The sequence below is a fragment of the Pseudomonas sp. 8O genome (genome assembly GCF_902506495.1).
In the GTDB taxonomy this organism is placed as follows: domain Bacteria; phylum Pseudomonadota; class Gammaproteobacteria; order Pseudomonadales; family Pseudomonadaceae; genus Aquipseudomonas; species Aquipseudomonas chaetocerotis.
Genome location: NZ_LR733265.1, coordinates 93,970 through 111,996, shown reverse-complemented (window position 1 = coordinate 111,996; position 18,027 = coordinate 93,970). Strand labels below are relative to the sequence as shown.

Here is an 18,027-nt window from a genome sequence, read left to right as displayed (position 1 = left end):
CCAATATCAAAACTTTTTGATATTGGTATTGCTGTATGAAAAATGACCGACTAGACTGCGCCACCATGACCCTGCGCGCACCCCAGTTGGAATTCGACCCCTGCGACGAGCTCGCCGCCCTGTGCAAGGCCGGCGGAGATCCGCTGCGCCTGAGCGTGCTGCGCACCCTGAGCAACGATTCATTTGGCGTCCTGGAACTGGCGCAGATCTTCGCCATTGGTCAGTCAGGCATGAGCCATCACCTCAAGGTCCTGGCCCAGGCCGGCCTGGTGGCCACGCGTCGTGAAGGCAATGCGATCTTCTACCGCCGCGCCCTGCCCAATAGCCGCTTGCACGCCGCCCTGCTGGACGATATCGACGAACTGCCATTGCCCGGCGATGTGCAAACGCGCATTGCCGCCGTGCATCAGCAACGCGCCACCGTCAGCCGCGACTTCTTCGCGCGCATGGCCACCAGCTTCCAGGCACAGCAGGATCTGATCGCAGGTTTGCCGCAGTACCGCGACAGCCTGCTGGCACTGCTCGACGCCCTGCATTTCGCGCCGGACGCCACGGCGCTGGAAATCGGGCCTGGCGATGGTGCCTTCCTGCCCGAACTGGCGCGGCGCTTCGCCCAGGTCACCGCACTGGACAACAGCCCGGCGATGCTCGAACTGGCCAGCCAACGCTGCGCCGCCGAGGGCCTGGATAACGTCGAGCTGAAACTGGCCGATGCGCTGCAGGACGCGCCAGTCACGGCCGATTGCGTGGTGCTGAACATGGTTCTGCACCACTTCGCCACGCCGGCCGAAGCCTTTCGCAAGCTGGCCGCCTTGGTCGCCCCCGGCGGCAGCCTGCTGCTCAGCGAACTGTGCAGCCACGACCAGAGCTGGGCGCGCGAAGCCTGCGGCGACCTGTGGCTCGGTTTCGAACAGGAAGACCTGGCGCGCTGGGCGACGGCCGCCGGCCTGACACCCGGCGAAAGCCTCTACATAGGCCTGAAAAACGGCTTTCAGATTCAATTACGGCACTTTGCCAAACCCGATGCGCACAGCGCCTTCAGCCTCCGGCAAGAAAGGAACCGATAGATGAGCGAATATTCCCTGTTTACCTCCGAGTCCGTGTCCGAAGGGCATCCGGACAAGATCGCCGACCAGATCTCCGATGCGGTGCTCGACGCCATCATCACCCAGGACAAACACGCCCGCGTGGCCGTGGAAACCCTGGTCAAGACGGGTGTGGCCATCGTTGCCGGTGAAGTCACCACCAGCGCCTGGGTCGACCTGGAGCAGATCGTTCGCGACGTGATCTGCGACATCGGCTACACCAGCTCCGACGTTGGCTTCGATGGCGCCACCTGCGGCGTGCTCAATATCATCGGCAAGCAGTCTCCGGACATCAACCAGGGCGTCGACCGCGCCAAGCCAGAAGATCAGGGTGCTGGCGACCAGGGCCTGATGTTCGGCTACGCCAGCAACGAAACCGACGTGCTGATGCCAGCGCCGATCTGCTTCTCGCACCGCCTGGTCGAGCGTCAGTCCGAAGCGCGCAAGTCCGGCCTGCTGCCATGGCTGCGCCCGGACGCCAAATCCCAGGTCACCTGCCGTTACGAGAACGGCAAAGTCGTTGCCATCGACGCAGTGGTGCTGTCCACCCAGCACAACCCGGAAGTGAAATACGACGACCTGCGCGAAGGTGTGATGGAGCTGATCGTCAAGCACGTACTGCCGGCCGAGCTGCTGCACAAGGACACCCAGTTCCACATCAACCCGACCGGCCAGTTCATCATCGGCGGCCCGGTGGGTGACTGCGGCCTGACCGGGCGCAAGATCATCGTCGACAGCTACGGCGGCATGGCCCGCCACGGCGGCGGCGCCTTCTCCGGCAAGGACCCGTCCAAGGTCGATCGCAGCGCTGCCTATGCAGGCCGCTACGTGGCCAAGAACATCGTCGCTGCCGGCCTGGCCGAGCGCTGCGAGATCCAGGTGTCCTACGCCATCGGCGTGGCCCAGCCGACCTCCATCTCGATCAACACCTTCGGCACCCACAAGATCGCCGAAGAGAAGATCATCAAACTGGTGCGTGACGTGTTCGACCTGCGCCCCTACGCCATCACCAAGATGCTCGACCTGCTGCACCCGATGTATCAGGACACCGCAGCTTACGGCCACTTCGGCCGCACGCCGCAATCCAAGATCGTCGGCGACGACAGCTTCACCACCTTTACCTGGGAACGCACCGACAAGGCTGCCGACCTGCGCGCCGCTGCCGGCCTGTAAGCCCCTGAAAATGAAAAAGCCCCGCCAGAGCGATCTGGCGGGGCTTTTTCGTGCCTGAGGGCTTATTTGCCGAACATCGAACTCAGGCCCTTGAGTGCATCCTTGGTGGCATTAAGCTGATCAGGTGCAGCAGCCTGAGTGGAGGCGTCGGATTCAGCACTGAGACGCTCACAGCCACCATCAAGCGAAGCCAGGGTTTCGCTGGCCTTGTCGTTGCCAGCCAGTGCCGCCAACTGTTTGATCTGAGCCAGACCGTCCTGATTGGCAGCCATCTGCTCCTGACATTTAGCCTGGATCGCGGCGACCTCGGCAGCATGAGCAGGCAGAACGGCGAAGGCCAGAGCGGCGAAACAGGCAACGGAAACAATACGCATCGGTGAAGACCTCTGAGGGTTGAGGCCCGGCTGTCCATGCGCCCCCGCCGGGCAAATCCATTTGTTTGGGGGTAGAAAAGGTGCGCGAATCTATCACCCACATAGCCAGGCAACAAGAAAAACCGAACAATATCCGTGGCTTAGCTGCAGAGGCTCAGCGAATACCCATACAGCCTGCTAGGCTCAGTGAATACCTTGAGCAAGGAAGCTCCGCGATGAAACGTGCCCTGCTGCTGCTACTCCTTCCACTGGTCGCCCAGGCCACCCCTTGCCCCGACTGGCCAGCCAGTCGGGGCACGTCCGAACTTGCTGCACTCAGTCAGCAGATCGCCGAGTGGGACGACGCCTACCATAATCACGGTAGCTCGCCGGTGGCCGACGAAATCTACGACCAAGCACGCGAGCGCCTGCAAACCTGGCATCAGTGCTTTGCGACTGCCCGCACGGCATTGCCAGACCCACTGGCTGGCAGCACTGGAACGATCACGCACCCGGTGCCGCAGACCGGACTGCGCAAACTGAACGAAGCGGCCGTGTTCGAATGGGTCAACAAGCGCAGCGATCTGTGGATTCAGCCCAAGGTCGACGGCGTCGCGGTCACCCTGGTCTACCGTGGCGGCGTACTGCAACAAGCCATCAGCCGTGGCGACGGGAGCCGCGGCCAGGACTGGACAGCCCGCGCGCGGCAACTGTCGGCCATTCCCGCGCGCCTGCAGAGGCCACTCGATGCCGTGCTGCAGGGCGAGCTTTACTGGCGTCTGGACAATCACGTGCAAGGCATCGACGGAGGTGCAGGCGCCCGTGGCAAGGCAGCTGGATCGATGGCGCGACAGACGCTCGATGAGCAGCAGGCCAATGCCATCGGCCTGTTCGTCTGGGATTGGCCGGACGGCCCGGCGAACATGCCCGAGCGCCTGCAAGCCCTGCAGGAGTTGGGCTTCAGCGACAGCCTGCGCTACACCCAGCCGCTCAAAAGCGCCGAGGATGCCCGCCGCTGGCGCCAGCACTGGTTCGATGAGCCGCTACCGTTCGCCAGCGACGGCGTGGTGCTACGCCAAGGCATACGGCCACCCGGAGAACGCTGGCGGGCAGAAGCGCCGCACTGGGCGGTCGCCTGGAAGTACCCGGTCAGCCAGGCACTGGCCGTGGTGCAGGCTGTGGAGTTCAACATCGGCCGCAGTGGTCGTATCACGCCGGTTCTGCGCCTGCAGCCGGTTGACCTCGACGAGCGGCGGATCAGCCGGATTGCCCTCGGCTCGCTGCAGATCTGGGAGAAACTGGACATACGCCCTGGTGATCAGGTTGCGATACGCCTGGCCGGCCTGACCATTCCGCGTCTCGACCAGGTGATCTGGCGCAGCCCGGAGCGCGCAGCAGTGTACGCACCGGACCCCAATCGATACCACGCCCTGAGTTGCTGGCGCTTCAACGACGAATGTCAGCAACAGTTCCAGGCACGCTTGAACTGGCTCGCCGGCAAGCAGGGACTGAACCTGACCGGTGTAGGACCCGGCACCTGGAGCACGCTATTGGCGGGGCAGAAACTGGATGGTCTGCTCGATTGGCTGGAACTCGATAGCGAACACCTGCAACAGCTGCCAGGTATCGGCCCACGACGCGCCTCACAGCTGCTGCAGGCCTTCGCCCAGGCCCGACAGCGCCCACTGCAACAATGGCTGCAGGCACTCGGCGCACCGTCTGGTTTCAAGCTCGGCGCGGAGGATGACTGGGCCACGCTACTGACTCGCAGCCACGCCGAATGGATGCAGCAACCCGGCGTGAACCAGAAGAGTGCTGAGCGCCTGGTGGCGTTCTTCAGCCACCCGGAGGTTCAGCGCCTGGGCGAGCGTCTGCAGCAAGCCGGCACTGTCGGTTTCAGGCCGCAGGAAAATTCACCGCGCGGCTGACCCAGATCAACCAATGGTCCAATCGGGTCGAACCTCGCGCAACAACCAGGGTCACTTCGAAGTAGACCCTCACGAGGAGAGACCATGATTCGTCAAACCGCTTTGCTCGGCCTGCTGCTGGCCGCCAACCTGAACGCCACACCGATTCTGGCCGCCGAAGGCGACAGCGGCTGCGCCGCCAAACGCCAGGTGCTCCAGGAGAAGATCGACGCAGCGCACAAGAGTGGCAACTCGCGAGAATTGGATGGACTGCAAAGAGCACTGGGTAATGTCGATGCCCATTGCGATGACGCTTCACTGCACAAGGAGCGCCTGGCCACCGTCAAGGAAGCCCGAGAGGCGGTGCAGGAGCGCGAGATGGATCTGCGCGAGGCGATGGGCAAGGGTGATCAGGAGAAGATCGCCAAGCGTCAGGCCAAACTGGCCGAGGCACGCGCCGAGCTGCAGCAGGCCGAGGCCGAAGCGCGCGCCGATCAGTAAGCGCGGAACGCCTTGTGGCATGCCTCGCAACTATCCTCGATGGTCTGCATCGCCGGCTCCAGCTCGGAGCGGCGTAGCGGCGGAGTGGTCGCGGCCTGCACCAGCGCGGCGGTGGCCTGCTCCAGATCGCGTGCCATCGACTGGAACTGCTCCTGGCGCTGCCAGACTTCAGGGTTGGCCTTGCTGCGCTCGTCGTCGCGGACCTGTGGAAAGTGCTGCCAAGGCTCGCGCGACAGGCGCTCCAGCTTGCCGGCGCCAGTGATGAAAGCAGACTCGTCGTAGGGAATGCGGCCGCGCAGCATCCCACCGAGGTCTTCGCTGACCTTGAGCATCTCCTTGAACGCTGTCTGGCGCTTGCCCAACGGTGAATTGGGGTCGACCCCACCACAGGCGGCCAGGGTCAGGCAGACGCAGGTGAGCAGCAGGCGTTTCTTCAGGGGCATCGACACGACTTCCGGGCGACAAGGGGGCGCCAGTATCGCGGCTCGCCCCGGTCGGGCCAAGCGACCTCATGTCACAACAGCTGTCGTTTGTATGCGCTGGTCAGCCAGGGTCAGGTACGGAAGCGCCCCAGTTGGCTGTTGAGCTGCTGCACCTCGCCCTGAATCTGCGCACTGACTTGCACCACACTCTCGGTCTCGCCCTGGCTGCGCTCGGCCAGGCTGGAGATGTGCGTTACCCGCTGGTCGATCTCCTGCGCCACCTGGCTCTGCTGTTCTGCGGCCGTGGCGATCTGCGCGTTCAGGGCATTGATGCCATCCACCGCCCCGACGATGGTCTCCAGTGACTCGCTGGCCTGACGAATATGCTGAAGGTTGCCGTCGGCCAGAGCTGCGCTGCGTTGCATCGCCAGAACCGCATCGCGCGCACCACCCTGTAAACGCTGGATGATCGCCTGGATTTCGCCGGTGGACTTCTGGGTACGGCTGGCCAAGGTGCGCACCTCGTCGGCGACCACAGCAAAGCCACGCCCTGCCTCGCCGGCGCGCGCGGCCTCGATGGCTGCGTTGAGCGCCAGCAGGTTGGTCTGCTCGGCGATGCCAGTGATCACTTCGAGCACCTTGCCGACACCACCGGTTTCGGCCTCCAGGCGTTGTACCTGCTCGCCACTGCGCTGCAGCTGTTCCACCAGCTCGGCGATCTGCTCCGCACTGCGCTGCACCACCTGCTTGCCACTCTGCGCACAATCATCGGCACTGTGCGCCGACTCGGCAGCATGAGCAGCGTGACGCGCGACCTCGGCCACGGTGGCGCTCATCTCGTTCATCGCGGTGGCTACCTGATCGAGATCCTCGTATTGGCGCCGCACGCCATCGCCTGCCGATTGCGCGGCACCGACCACATTGCCGACATGCTCCCCGGTACGCTCACCGCTGCGCTTGACCTCCGCCAGCAAGCCACGCACCTGCTCCTGCATGCGGTTGTAGCCCGCGAAGATGCGGCCGATCTCGTTGTCACCCTGACGACCGTCCAGGCTACGCGTGAAGTCGCCGGAGCCAACCCGGGTCAGCGCCCCCTCCACCGCATTGAGGTTGTGCATCAGCGGGCGCAGGCCGAACTGACGGCCCAGCACCACCAGCGCCAGAATGCCCAGCACGCAACCGAACGCCAGCCACATCTGGCGGCGCTGGCTGCCTTCAGCGTGCGCCGCCATCAAGCCGACGGCCTGGTTCATCTCGCGCAGCAGCTCGACCGACTGCTGCTCGAGGGCCTTGAGATCGACTGCCACATCGCCTGCAACAACGCGCTGCAGCTGAGAACGAAAGCCCTGCCAGAGGCCACCGACCTTGTTCATCTGCGCCTGGACGCTGGGCTCGGCGATGGCGCTGATATTGCGCGCCGCGTTGCCACTCAACAGGTCGCGATGGGCGGCATCGAACTGCGCCATGGTGGCTTCCAGCGTCGCTGCAGGCAGGACGCCTTCGCGCAGCAACAGCGCCTCCTTGGTCATCTTCTGGCTGAGCATGCGCTGCGCGCCGGCGACATTGATGGTCTCCGGTGACACCGACATGCTCAGGTACAGCGCCACCGAGGCGACCACCGCAAGCAGAAACATCAGCGCATAGGAAAACAGAAACTGCTGATTCAGCGTGCGCAGGCCGATGGCGCAGAGCAGGCGGTCGAAAAAGGCGGTGGCGGACATGAGAGGCTCCCTGGCAGACGGCGGGAAACCCCGCCAAATAACCAGGAGCAAGCAAGAATGTGGCCAGCGGCCAGCCGCCCTACAGGCTGATTGACCTCATAAAACGCACCAGAACGGCGCAATGACTGATAGGTCACGCGCCTTTTCAGCTCCTCCTTCAGAGTCGACAGCAAGCGTCGACTATGCGGACACCACGAACAACGCCGCGATCAGCCCCATCCCGGCGAACCACACCAGCGAGCGCACCGGACCCCAGTCAGCCAGATAGCAGATGAAATACAGCACGCGGCTGACGATGAAGGCCACGGCCAACTGGTCGAGCAGCCCCTGCTCGGCACCGCCGGCCTGGTGGGCGATGATCACCGCGGCAGCGAACGCCGGGGTTACCTCAAAGCCGTTGAGCTGGGCGTTGTTGGCGCGCTTGCGCCAGCCCTCCAGGGTACTCAGGAACGCCCGCGGATCCTGATTGGCGCGCGGTCCGTAGCCGGGGCCAAGGAACTTGGCTGAAGCAGTACCCAGGTAGGGCAGAAAGATGGCAATCAGCACGCACCAGTAGGCAAGGGTCATGGAGGCTCCGCAGCTCGGTAATGGAGTGTGCAGCTTGTCCCGACCAGGAACGGGCGTCCATGACTGCCACCGCCCAAGTCGATGGCGATTCGGCCAATCATGCCGCCAGCTTGCCCTCTGCCAGTGCCACGGAGGCAGCGAGCATGGCGCGCAGCAACACCGCGCAGCCGGCGGACAGGTCCGCTGGCGCGGCGTTCTCGATTTCGTTGTGGCTGATACCACCCTCGCACGGCACGAAGATCATCCCGGCCGGGCCCAACTCGGCGAGGAAGATCGCGTCATGCCCGGCGCCGCTGACGATATCCATATGCGATAACCCCAACCCGGCTGCCGCGCCGCGCACCGCCTCGACGCAGCCCAGGTCGAAATACAGCGGCGGGAAGTCCGCGGTCGGCGTCAGCTCGAAACTCAGGCCATGCTTGGCACAGGTTGCCTCGATCACCCCACGCACCGCCTCGATCATCGAATCCAGGCGTTCCGGCTGCAGATGGCGGAAGTCCAGGGTCATGCGTACCTCACCGGGAATCACATTGCGCGAACCGGGGTAGGCCTGCAGACAACCGACCGTGCCGCAGGCATGCGGTTGATGCTCCAGCGCCACCCGGTTGACCGCTGCGACCACGGCCGCAGCGCCGACCAGAGCGTCCTTGCGCAGGTGCATCGGCGTCGGCCCGGCGTGGGCTTCGACGCCCCTGAGCGTAAGGTCGAACCACTTCTGCCCGAGCGCACCGAGCACCACGCCAATGGTCTTGCCCTGATCCTCGAGAATCGGCCCCTGCTCGATATGCGCCTCGAAATAGGCGCCCACCGCATGGCCGCTCACCGCCCGTGACCCGGCGTAGCCGATGGCGTTCAGCGCCTCGCCGACACTGATGTCTTCGGCGTCGCGCTTGGCCAGGGTTTCCTCCAGGGTGAACTTCTCGGCGAACACCCCGGAGCCCATCATGCAGGGGGCGAAGCGCGAGCCTTCCTCGTTGGTCCACACCACCACTTCCAGCGGCGCTTCGGTCTGTATGCCCAGGTCGTTGAGAGTACGCAGCACCTCTACACCAGCCAATACGCCGAAGCAGCCGTCGAACTTGCCGCCAGTGGGCTGGGTGTCGATATGGCTGCCGGTCATCACCGGAGCCAGAGCTGCGTTGCGTCCGGGACGTCGAGCGAAGATGTTGCCGACGCCATCGACCGTGACGGTGCAGCCAGCCTCCTCGCACCAGCGCACGAACAGGTCGCGCGCCTGGCGGTCGAGGTCGGTCAGGGCCAGGCGACAGACCCCGCCCTTGGCGGTGGCGCCGAGCTGCGCCAACTCCATCAGCGATTGCCACAGGCGGTCGCCGTTGACGTGCGGCTGGCTGGATTGCAGAACCTCGGTGGCAGTTTTCATGGTTATTTCCTCGGCCTCTCTGGTTGTCTGTGACGCGCCCGCCGCAGCGAGGCGCGTGTGCTGAGTCATGCTGCTGTTGCCTTAAACCGGCGCCTTGGCCACCACCGGCTGTGCGCTACGCAGGCTGCACAAACCGAAGTAGATCAAGCCGCCCAGGAAGGAGCCGGTAAACCAGCCGTAGTCGTAGAACCAGCTGAAGGCGTTACTGCCCAGCGACAGCAGGGTCAGCGCTACAGGTACGGCGAAGGCGGCGAAGCCGATCCAGTTCCACGCCGGGTAGACGTCATCGCGGTACAGCCCGGCCAGGTCCAGTTGCTGTTTCTTGATCAGGAAGTAGTCGACCACCATGATCCCGGCAATCGGCCCGAGCAGGCTGGAGTAACCCAGCAACCAGTTGGAATACACGCTCTCCAGGCTCAGCTCTGAGACCAGCAGACCGAGCTTCTTCAACAGCTCGTGGCCCATCAGGCCGAGACCGATCAGGCCGGTGAGGATCACCGCCTTGGTGCGGTCGATCAGCTTGGGCGCGATGTTCTGGAAATCATTGGTCGGCGAAACGATGTTCGCCGCCGTGTTGGTCGACAGCGTGGCGACGATGATCAACGCCATGGCCAGAGCGACCCACCCGGGGCTCTGGATATGGCCGATCAGGCTGACCGGGTCGGCCACCGTCTGCCCCACCAGACCTTCCGAGGCGGCGGTCATCACCACGCCGAGAGCGGCGAAGAGGAACATGGTCAGCGGCAGACCGAAGATCTGCCCGAGAATCTGGTCCTTCTGGCTCTTCGCGTAGCGGCTGAAGTCGGGGATATTCAACGACAGGGTGGCCCAGAAGCCGACCATGGCGGTCAGCCCGGCGAGAAAGTAACCGGTGACGCTGGCACCCTCGGGACGATTGGCCGGCTGCGCCAGCAGTTCGCTCATCGACACGTTGGGCAATGCCCACACCAGCAGACCGGCGCCAACCAACACCAGCAGCGGTGCGGACAGGGTTTCCAGCCACTTGATCGACTCGGCGCCGCGCAGCACGATCCACAGGTTGAGTACCCAGAAGATCATGAAACCGATCACCTCGCCGGTGCCGCCGAGCGCCTTCCAACTCTCGAAAATCGAACCCAGCAGCAGGTGGATCGCCAGGCCACCGAACAGAGTCTGAATACCGAACCAGCCGCAGGCCACCACGGCGCGAATCAGGCAGGGCACGTTGGAACCGAGTATGCCGAACGAGGAGCGCAACAATACCGGGAAGGGGATGCCGTACTTGGTGCCGGCAAAGGCGTTGAGTGTCAGCGGGATCAGCACCACGACGTTGGCCAGCAGGATCGCCAGCAGTGCCTCGCCCACCGACAGGCCGAAGTAGGCGGTGAGTACACCGCCCAGGGTGTAGGTGGGCACGCAGATCGACATGCCGACCCACAGCGCGGTGATGTGCCACTTGTTCCAGGTTCGCTGATGCACCTTGGTCGGGGCGATGTCATGGTTGTAGCGCGCGCTGTCGAGTACGTCGCTGCCAGCGTTCAGCTCATACAAGCCCTCCCGCTCGGTCACTTCCGATCTGCTCTGTTGCATGGGCCTCTCCAGTATTTTTCTGATTGTTAGCGCATCGGGCTAATTCGATGGCCGGAGTTCAGTAGCCGGCCAGCACGGGGGCAGCGCCACTCAATAAGCGTGCCGCATTCCCCGGCGGGACCTGCATCCTGCCTGCTTGAACACATTAAGCATCTGATCTGAAAACGTTTTATCTGAATCCAAAGGCGCCGCCAGCACACGCCACCGACATCCTCGGGGCGGCTTGTCCTGTCAGTCAGGATTCAAACTGGTGCAAGCGAATTTTTTTCGCCGCCCAAGGCCGCGCAATGCCAAGACACAAGCGGCTGATTTTCCATGAGAAATCTTGACCATATTGTCATTCTGTCAAGTGCGTCAAAATGGTGAGAGCCCTCACCATTTTGGTGATTTTTAGTTTTTATCTTTAATTTTCAAATACTTAAATAAATAAAATCTGATCAAAAAATAATCTTGCCCAATCCGATTACTGCAACTAGATTCTGTTCTTGTCACAGCTGACAGGAATGGACATTGCCCCTCGTCAGCACCAGAAAGCCAAGAGCCGACACGCATCGGCCAGCCTGCGAGGAACCCACCATGTCGCTGTTGATCCGTGGCGCCACCCTGGTCACCCATGAGCAAAGCTACCGCGCCGATGTGCTGTGCGCAGACGGCCTGATCCAGGCCATTGGCGACAACCTCGACGCCCCCGCGGGCTGCCAGGTACTCGACGGCAGCGGCCAGTACCTGATGCCCGGCGGCATCGACCCGCATACCCATATGCAATTGCCCTTCATGGGTACGGTGGCCAGCGAGGACTTCTTCAGCGGTACCGCTGCAGGCCTGGCCGGTGGCACCACCTCGATCATCGATTTCGTGATTCCCAATCCGCAGCAATCCTTGCTGGACGCCTTCCACACCTGGCGCGACTGGGCGAAGAAATCCGCGTCTGACTACGGTTTCCACGTCGCCATCACCTGGTGGAGCGAGCAGGTCGCCGCCGAGATGGGCGAGCTGGTGACGAAGTTCGGGGTCAACAGCTTCAAGCACTTCATGGCCTACAAGAACGCCATCATGGCCGCCGACGACACCCTGGTGGCGAGCTTCGAGCGCTGCCTCGAACTGGGCGCAGTGCCCACCGTGCATGCGGAGAACGGCGAACTGGTCTATCACCTGCAGCAGAAGCTGCTCGCGCAGGGACTGACCGGTCCGGAAGCTCACCCGCTGTCGCGGCCCTCGCAGGTCGAAGGCGAAGCCGCCAGTCGCGCCATCCGCATCGCCGAGACCCTGGGTACACCGCTTTATCTGGTGCATGTCTCGACCCAGGAAGCCCTGGATGAAATCACCTACGCCCGCGCCAAGGGCCAGCCTGTGTACGGCGAGGTGCTCGCCGGCCACCTGCTGCTGGACGACAGCGTGTACCGCCACCCCGACTGGCAGACCGCTGCCGGCTATGTGATGAGTCCACCGTTCCGCCCGCGCGGCCATCAGCAGGCCCTGTGGCGTGGCCTGCAGTCGGGCAACCTGCACACCACCGCCACCGACCACTGCTGCTTCTGCGCCGAACAGAAAGCCGCCGGGCGTGATGACTTCAGCAAGATCCCCAACGGCACCGCCGGCATCGAGGACCGTATGGCGGTGCTCTGGGATGAAGGGGTGGGCAGCGGCAAGCTGTCGATCAATGACTTCGTCGCGCTGACCAGCACCAACACCGCGAAGATCTTCAACATTTACCCGCGCAAGGGCGCGCTGCAGGTCGGTGCCGATGCCGACCTGGTCCTATGGGACCCGCAAGGCACACGGACCATCTCGGCGAAAACCCATCACCAGCAGGTCGACTTCAACATCTTCGAAGGCAAGACCGTGCGCGGCGTACCCAGTCACACCATCAGCGCCGGCAAACTGGTCTGGGTCGATGGCGAGCTGCGCGCCGAACGTGGCGCCGGCCGCTATGTCGAGCGACCGGCCTACCCGGCGGTGTTCGACCTGCTGAGCAAGCGCGCCGAACAGAACCGTCCGACTGCCGTCGAGCGCTAAGTCAGGGACACAGAAGAACCTGTGGGAGGGGCTTCATCTGGATAGCTCAGGAGCTGTCGCGGCTAAAGCGGAACGCTGCCCGGCCCCTCCCACAAAAAAACAACTGCGACCCATTCCGCCACACCGGCCCGCAGAGGCTGGACGGCCACTTATCCGCTGTTAACTGCCCAATAAAAGCCACAAAACCGTGAGGCAATAACCGTGATAGACACCCTCAGCCATTTGCCGCGACCGGATGCCGGGGCGGCCGAACTGGCCGATCGTTTCAGCGATCTGGCCCCGCCGCTCACCGCTCGCCAGGCCGCCCTGGAAAGTGCGCGCTGCCTGTATTGCTACGACGCGCCGTGCGTCAACGCCTGCCCCAGCGAGATCGACATCCCCTCGTTCATCCGCAATATCAGCCACGAGAACGTTCAGGGCGCGGCCGAGAAGATTCTCTCGGCGAATATCCTCGGCGGCAGCTGCGCCCGCGTCTGCCCCACTGAAATCCTTTGCCAGCAGGCCTGCGTGCGTAACAACGCCCAGGAATGCGCGCCAGTGCTGATCGGCTTGTTGCAGCGCTACGCCATCGATAATGCGCAGTTCACTGAGCACCCATTCCAGCGCGCCCCGGCCAGCGGCAAACGCATTGCCGTGGTCGGCGCGGGGCCGGCGGGTTTGTCCTGCGCCCATCGCCTGGCCATACACGGCCATGAGGTGGTGATCTTCGAGGCCCGCGAGAAAGCCGGCGGTCTCAACGAATACGGCATCGCCAAGTACAAGCTGGTTGACGACTTCGCCCAGCGCGAAGTGGAGTTCCTCCTGCAGATCGGCGGTATCGAGATTCGCCACGGCCACACACTCGGTGAAAACCTCAGCCTGAGTGCGCTGCACCAGCAGTTCGACGCCGTGTTTCTCGGCATCGGCCTGGCTGCCAGCAAGCGCCTCGGCCTGCCAGACGAAGAGGCGCCAGGCCTGCTCGCTGCCACCGACTACATTCGTGAACTGCGTCAGAGCGACGACCTGACCCAGTTGCCCGTGGCCGAGCGCTGCATCGTCCTCGGTGCCGGCAATACTGCCATCGACATGGCCGTGCAGATGAGCAAGCTCGGCGCGCGCGACGTCAACCTGGTCTATCGCCGCGGCTTCGAGGAAATGGGTGCCACCGAGCATGAGCAGGACATCGCCAAGGCCAATCAGGTGCGCCTGCTGACCTGGGCGCAACCGGACGCCGTGCTGCTCAATGAGCAAGGCCAGGTACGCGGTATGCGCTTCGCCCGCACCCGCGTGGAGAACGGCCGGTTGCAGAGCACCGGGCAGACCTTCGAGCTGGCCGCCGACGCCATCTTCACTGCCATCGGTCAGGCCTTCGATGGCCAGGCCCTGAACGATCCGCTGGCCCGCGAGCTGAAGCGCGAGGGCGAACGCATCTGGGTCGACGCCCAGCTGCAAACCAGCGTGCCCGGCATCTACGCCGGCGGCGACTGCACCGCCTTGGGCCAGGACCTCACCGTCCAGGCCGTGCAGCACGGCAAGCTGGCCGCCGAGGCCATCCACTCTCACCTGACGCTTAATGTGGAGGCCGCATAAATGGCCGATCTATCCATCGAATTCGCCGGTATCAAGGCCCCCAATCCGTTCTGGCTGGCCAGCGCGCCGCCCACCGACAAGGCCTACAACGTGGTCCGCGCCTTCGAGGCCGGCTGGGGCGGCGTGGTCTGGAAGACCCTCGGCGAAGACCCGGCCGCGGTCAACGTGTCGTCACGCTACTCGGCGCACTTCGGCCCGAACCGCCAGGTGCAGGGCATCAACAATATTGAACTGATCACCGACCGCTCGCTGGAGATCAACCTGCGCGAAATCACCCAGGTGAAGAAGGACTGGCCGGACCGCGCGCTGATCGTTTCCTTGATGGTGCCCTGCGTCGAAGAGTCCTGGAAAGCCATCCTGCCATTGGTGGAAGCCACAGGCTGCGACGGCATCGAACTGAACTTCGGCTGCCCCCACGGCATGCCCGAGCGCGGCATGGGCGCGGCGGTCGGCCAGGTGCCGGAGTACGTGGAGATGGTCACCCGCTGGTGCAAGACGTACAGCTCGCTGCCGGTGATCGTCAAACTGACGCCGAACATCACCGACATTCGCACCTCGGCGCGCGCTGCCCATCGCGGCGGCGCCGATGCGGTGTCGCTGATCAACACCATCAACTCGATCACCAGCATCGACCTGGAGCGCATGGTCGCTCTCCCCATCGTCGGCACGCAGAGCACCCACGGCGGCTACTGCGGTTCAGCGGTCAAACCCATTGCATTGAACATGGTTGCCGAGATCGCCCGCGATCCGGAAACCCGTGGCCTGCCGATCTGCGGCATCGGTGGCATCGGCAGCTGGCGCGATGCGGCAGAGTTCGTCGCACTGGGCTGCGGCGCGGTGCAGGTGTGTACGGCGGCCATGCTGCATGGCTTTCGCATCGTCGAGGAGATGAAAGACGGCCTGTCGCGCTGGATGGACAGTCAGGGTTACGCCAGTCTGCAGGATTTCTCCGGGCGCGCGGTGGGCAATACCACCGACTGGAAGTACCTGGATATCAACTATCAGGTGATAGCCAGGATCGACCAGGACGCCTGCATCGGTTGCGGCCGCTGCCATATCGCCTGCGAAGACACCTCACACCAGGCCATCGCCAGCCTGCCCCAGGACGACGGCACGCATAAATACGAGGTGATCGACGCGGAATGCGTGGGCTGCAACCTGTGCCAGATCACCTGTCCGGTGGAAAACTGCATCGAGATGGCGCCCCAGGACAGCGGCAAACCCTTCCTCGACTGGAACCACGACCCGCGCAATCCGTACCGCGTGGCCAGTTGAAAATAGCTCGCGGCTAAAACAGTTCGCGGCTAAAGCCCCTCGCACGGGATAGTAGTGCTCTTGTGGGAGGGGCCGAGCGACGCAATGCTTTAGCCGATGGGGTGAGCAAAGACAAAGACCGTGGGAGGGGCCGGGCGGCGATCCGTTTTAGCCGCGACAAGCAGCGACTGCGATTACGGCTCCAGCCCGATCCCACGCAAGATCACACTGGTCACAGTCTGCACCGCTCGCTCGAATTGCGGCTCGGACAGCGCCTGGTGCTCGTTGAGCACGCTCACCTGATGACTGAAATCGGCATAGTGCTGGGTCGAAGCCCAGATCATGTAGAGCAAGGCCGACGGCTCGACGGCCAGGATGCGCTTGTCCTCGACCCACTTACGGATCTTCGCCTCTTTCATCTTCGCCCAGTCGTACAGGCCCTCGTCGAGAGTGACGCCGAGCACCGGCGCACCATGAATGATCTCGTTGGCCCAGACTTTCGAGCCATGCGGCCGACTGCGCGAGTGGTTCATCTTGGCGCGAATGTAGCTGCTCAGCACCACCCGCGGGTCATCGAACACCTCGAAGCACTGGGCATCCTGTTTCCAGACTTCGAGCAGATCGAGCAGCACAGCGCGATACAGCTCGTCCTTGGTGCTGAAGTAATAGTGCAGGTTCGAGCGCGGCAATTCGGCCAGTTCGGCAATATCGGCCATGGCAGTACCGCCGTAGCCCTTCTCGGCGAAGACCTTTTCGGCGGCCAGGAGAATCTTCTTGACGTTGCGACGGCGAATTTCAATTTTGTGGTTGGCCATGGCCGATCCGTTACGACTAGACGTGCCAAGGCTAACACTGGCGATGCCGACGGAGCGACGGAAAGCCTTGGGCTGCACGCCGCACGCAGCTATAATCCGCCAGCTTCAAACGACCGGCACAGCTCCGGTCGCTCCCGCCACCTGTCCGAGGGGCGCTGCAGCAGGCCGGTCGACACCGGTTTGTCAGGCTCGGATGGGGCGTTAACCATACGCATCAACGGCGCCCATTCGCAGACAACGAATGGAGAGCTTTCATGAGCGCTGCTTTTAACGATTTCAAAGTCGCCGACATTTCCCTGGCCGATTGGGGCCGCAAAGAGCTGATCATCGCCGAATCCGAGATGCCGGCACTGATGGGCCTGCGCCGCAAGTACGCCGCCAGCCAGCCGCTGAAAGGCGCCAAGATCCTCGGCTGCATCCACATGACCATCCAGACCGGCGTGCTGATCGAGACGCTGACCGCTCTGGGCGCCGAAGTACGCTGGTCGTCGTGCAACATCTTCTCCACCCAGGATCAGGCCGCTGCCGCCATCGCCGCTGCCGGCATCCCGGTGTTCGCCTGGAAGGGCGAGACCGAAGAAGAGTACGAGTGGTGCATCGAGCAGACCATCCTCAAGGACGGCCAGCCGTGGGACGCCAACATGGTGCTGGACGACGGTGGTGACCTGACCGAGATCCTGCACAAGAAATACCCGCAGATGCTCGAGCGCATCCACGGCGTCACCGAAGAGACCACCACTGGTGTGCACCGCCTGCTCGACATGCTCAAGGCCGGCACCCTGAAAGTCCCGGCGATCAACGTCAACGACGCCGTGACCAAGAGCAAGAACGACAACAAGTACGGCTGCCGCCACAGCCTCAACGACGCCATCAAGCGCGGCACCGACCACCTGCTGTCGGGCAAGCAGGCGCTGGTCATCGGCTACGGCGACGTAGGCAAGGGCTCGGCTCAGTCGCTGCGTCAGGAAGGCATGATCGTCAAGGTTTCCGAGATCGATCCGATCTGCGCCATGCAGGCCTGCATGGACGGCTTCGAGCTGGTCTCGCCGTACAAGAACGGCCTCAACGACGGCACCGAGGCGAGCGTCGACGCTGCGCTGCTGGGCAAGATCGACCTGATCGTCACCACCACCGGTAATGTCAACGTCTGTGATGCCGGCATGCTCAAGGCCCTGAAGAAGCGTGCCGTGGTGTGCAACATCGGCCACTTCGACAACGAGATCGACACCGCCTTCATGCGCAAGAACTGGGCGTGGGAAGAGGTCAAGCCGCAGGTGCACAAGATCCACCGCACCGGTGCCGGTACCTTCGATCCGACCAACGACGACTACCTGATCCTGCTGGCCGAAGGTCGTCTGGTGAACCTGGGCAACGCCACTGGCCATCCGAGCCGGATCATGGACGGTTCGTTCGCCAACCAGGTGCTGGCGCAGATCTTCCTGTTCGAGCAGAAGTTCGCCGACCTCTCCGCCGAGAAGAAGGCCGAGCGCCTGACCGTCGAAGTACTGCCGAAGAAGCTCGACGAAGAAGTGGCGCTGGAAATGGTCAAGGGCTTCGGCGGCGTGGTCACCCAACTGACCAAGCAGCAGGCCGAGTACATCGGCGTGACCGTGGAAGGCCCGTTCAAGCCGGACGCTTACCGTTACTAATGCGTAGGGTGGGTAAGCCCCTGGCTTATCCACCGCCGACTTCCC

14 protein-coding genes, 2 pseudogenes and 1 riboswitch are annotated in these 18,027 nt (G+C 63.4%); of the genes and pseudogenes, 8 read left to right on the top strand and 8 right to left on the bottom strand.

Features of this window, described 5'->3' with window-relative positions; all coding sequences use genetic code 11:
* Nucleotides 1-65 precede the first annotated feature (65 nt).
* Both GV002_RS14115 and metK read left to right on the top strand, forming a co-directional pair.
* Nucleotides 66-1,067 carry an ArsR/SmtB family transcription factor gene (locus GV002_RS14115; protein ID WP_160019018.1) on the top strand — a complete coding sequence of 334 codons (1,002 nt, stop codon included), beginning with the start codon at nt 66-68 and terminating at the stop codon, nt 1,065-1,067.
* Nucleotides 1,068-2,258 (top strand): methionine adenosyltransferase, encoded by a 1,191-nt coding sequence (metK, locus tag GV002_RS14110; RefSeq protein WP_160019017.1) that lies wholly within the window; start codon nt 1,068-1,070, stop codon nt 2,256-2,258.
* Between the two features lie 62 nt (nt 2,259-2,320).
* Here metK and GV002_RS14105 read toward each other — a convergent pair whose 3' ends face one another.
* Nucleotides 2,321-2,632 carry a hypothetical protein gene (locus tag GV002_RS14105; protein ID WP_160019016.1) on the bottom strand — a complete coding sequence of 104 codons (312 nt, stop codon included), beginning with the start codon at nt 2,630-2,632 and terminating at the stop codon, nt 2,321-2,323.
* Between the two features lie 215 nt (nt 2,633-2,847).
* On the opposite strand from GV002_RS14105, the gene ligB reads away from it, so the two are divergent.
* Together ligB and GV002_RS14095 are read left to right on the top strand one after the other, a co-directional pair.
* The gene (gene ligB / locus GV002_RS14100; RefSeq protein WP_160019015.1) at nt 2,848-4,539 is read left to right on the top strand and encodes an NAD-dependent DNA ligase LigB; all 1,692 of its coding nucleotides are present in this window, start codon (nt 2,848-2,850) and stop codon (nt 4,537-4,539) included.
* Between the two features lie 84 nt (nt 4,540-4,623).
* Nucleotides 4,624-5,019 (top strand): DUF1090 domain-containing protein, encoded by a 396-nt coding sequence (locus tag GV002_RS14095; protein ID WP_160019014.1) that lies wholly within the window; start codon nt 4,624-4,626, stop codon nt 5,017-5,019.
* Here the strand turns inward: GV002_RS14095 and GV002_RS14090 are convergent.
* The 6 genes and pseudogenes from GV002_RS14090 to GV002_RS14070 form a co-directional block, all read right to left on the bottom strand.
* Nucleotides 5,013-5,462, bottom strand: a complete 450-nt coding sequence (locus GV002_RS14090) for a c-type cytochrome (protein ID WP_160019013.1) — start codon at nt 5,460-5,462, stop codon at nt 5,013-5,015. The genes GV002_RS14095 and GV002_RS14090 overlap by 7 nt on opposite strands.
* Before the next feature lie 110 nt (nt 5,463-5,572).
* Nucleotides 5,573-6,169, bottom strand: a pseudogene (locus tag GV002_RS24630) (methyl-accepting chemotaxis protein); the annotation flags it as partial.
* Nucleotides 6,170-6,430: 261 nt separating this feature from the next.
* Nucleotides 6,431-7,030: pseudogene (locus tag GV002_RS24625) on the bottom strand (type IV pili methyl-accepting chemotaxis transducer N-terminal domain-containing protein); the annotation flags it as partial.
* A 312-nt stretch (nt 7,031-7,342) separates the two neighbouring features.
* Complete coding sequence (locus GV002_RS14080) at nt 7,343-7,729, bottom strand: MAPEG family protein (RefSeq protein ID WP_160019011.1); 387 nt, start codon at nt 7,727-7,729, stop codon at nt 7,343-7,345.
* A gap of 97 nt (nt 7,730-7,826) precedes the next feature.
* Entirely contained in the window at nt 7,827-9,110 is a 1,284-nt protein-coding gene (locus GV002_RS14075) for a Zn-dependent hydrolase (RefSeq protein ID WP_160019010.1), read from the bottom strand.
* Nucleotides 9,111-9,191: 81 nt separating this feature from the next.
* Nucleotides 9,192-10,679, bottom strand: a complete 1,488-nt coding sequence (locus GV002_RS14070; protein ID WP_160019009.1) for an NCS1 family nucleobase:cation symporter-1 — start codon at nt 10,677-10,679, stop codon at nt 9,192-9,194.
* A gap of 576 nt (nt 10,680-11,255) precedes the next feature.
* Between GV002_RS14070 and hydA the strand changes: the two genes are divergently transcribed.
* From hydA to preA, 3 genes are all read left to right on the top strand, one after another.
* Nucleotides 11,256-12,695 (top strand): dihydropyrimidinase, encoded by a 1,440-nt coding sequence (gene hydA, locus GV002_RS14065; protein WP_160019008.1) that lies wholly within the window; start codon nt 11,256-11,258, stop codon nt 12,693-12,695.
* A gap of 201 nt (nt 12,696-12,896) precedes the next feature.
* On the top strand, nt 12,897-14,264 hold the full coding sequence (locus GV002_RS14060; RefSeq protein ID WP_160019007.1) for an NAD(P)-dependent oxidoreductase: 1,368 nt from the start codon (nt 12,897-12,899) through the stop codon (nt 14,262-14,264).
* On the top strand, nt 14,265-15,539 hold the full coding sequence (gene preA, locus GV002_RS14055; RefSeq protein WP_160019006.1) for an NAD-dependent dihydropyrimidine dehydrogenase subunit PreA: 1,275 nt from the start codon (nt 14,265-14,267) through the stop codon (nt 15,537-15,539).
* Between the two features lie 173 nt (nt 15,540-15,712).
* Here the strand turns inward: preA and GV002_RS14050 are convergent, their stop codons facing one another.
* Nucleotides 15,713-16,333: a TetR/AcrR family transcriptional regulator gene (locus GV002_RS14050; RefSeq protein WP_160019005.1), complete on the bottom strand. Its 621-nt coding sequence runs from the start codon at nt 16,331-16,333 to the stop codon at nt 15,713-15,715.
* A 141-nt stretch (nt 16,334-16,474) separates the two neighbouring features.
* A riboswitch (S-adenosyl-L-homocysteine riboswitch) is annotated at nt 16,475-16,566 on the top strand.
* Between the two features lie 21 nt (nt 16,567-16,587).
* Between GV002_RS14050 and ahcY the strand changes: the two genes are divergently transcribed.
* Complete coding sequence (gene ahcY / locus GV002_RS14045; RefSeq protein ID WP_160019004.1) at nt 16,588-17,982, top strand: adenosylhomocysteinase; 1,395 nt, start codon at nt 16,588-16,590, stop codon at nt 17,980-17,982.
* The last annotated feature ends 45 nt before the right edge of the window (nt 17,983-18,027 follow it).

Bases quoted from the DNA above. Each gene is read 5' to 3' on its own strand.
- GV002_RS14115 (WP_160019018.1), top strand. From the start codon at position 66: ATGACCCTGCGCGCACCCCAGTTGGAATTCGACCCCTGCGACGAGCTC.
- metK (WP_160019017.1), top strand. From the start codon at position 1,068: ATGAGCGAATATTCCCTGTTTACCTCCGAGTCCGTGTCCGAAGGGCAT.
- GV002_RS14105 (WP_160019016.1), bottom strand. From the start codon at position 2,632: ATGCGTATTGTTTCCGTTGCCTGTTTCGCCGCTCTGGCCTTCGCCGTT.
- ligB (WP_160019015.1), top strand. From the start codon at position 2,848: ATGAAACGTGCCCTGCTGCTGCTACTCCTTCCACTGGTCGCCCAGGCC.
- GV002_RS14095 (WP_160019014.1), top strand. From the start codon at position 4,624: ATGATTCGTCAAACCGCTTTGCTCGGCCTGCTGCTGGCCGCCAACCTG.
- GV002_RS14090 (WP_160019013.1), bottom strand. From the start codon at position 5,462: ATGCCCCTGAAGAAACGCCTGCTGCTCACCTGCGTCTGCCTGACCCTG.
- GV002_RS14080 (WP_160019011.1), bottom strand. From the start codon at position 7,729: ATGACCCTTGCCTACTGGTGCGTGCTGATTGCCATCTTTCTGCCCTAC.
- GV002_RS14075 (WP_160019010.1), bottom strand. From the start codon at position 9,110: ATGAAAACTGCCACCGAGGTTCTGCAATCCAGCCAGCCGCACGTCAAC.
- GV002_RS14070 (WP_160019009.1), bottom strand. From the start codon at position 10,679: ATGCAACAGAGCAGATCGGAAGTGACCGAGCGGGAGGGCTTGTATGAG.
- hydA (WP_160019008.1), top strand. From the start codon at position 11,256: ATGTCGCTGTTGATCCGTGGCGCCACCCTGGTCACCCATGAGCAAAGC.
- preA (WP_160019006.1), top strand. From the start codon at position 14,265: ATGGCCGATCTATCCATCGAATTCGCCGGTATCAAGGCCCCCAATCCG.
- GV002_RS14050 (WP_160019005.1), bottom strand. From the start codon at position 16,333: ATGGCCAACCACAAAATTGAAATTCGCCGTCGCAACGTCAAGAAGATT.
- ahcY (WP_160019004.1), top strand. From the start codon at position 16,588: ATGAGCGCTGCTTTTAACGATTTCAAAGTCGCCGACATTTCCCTGGCC.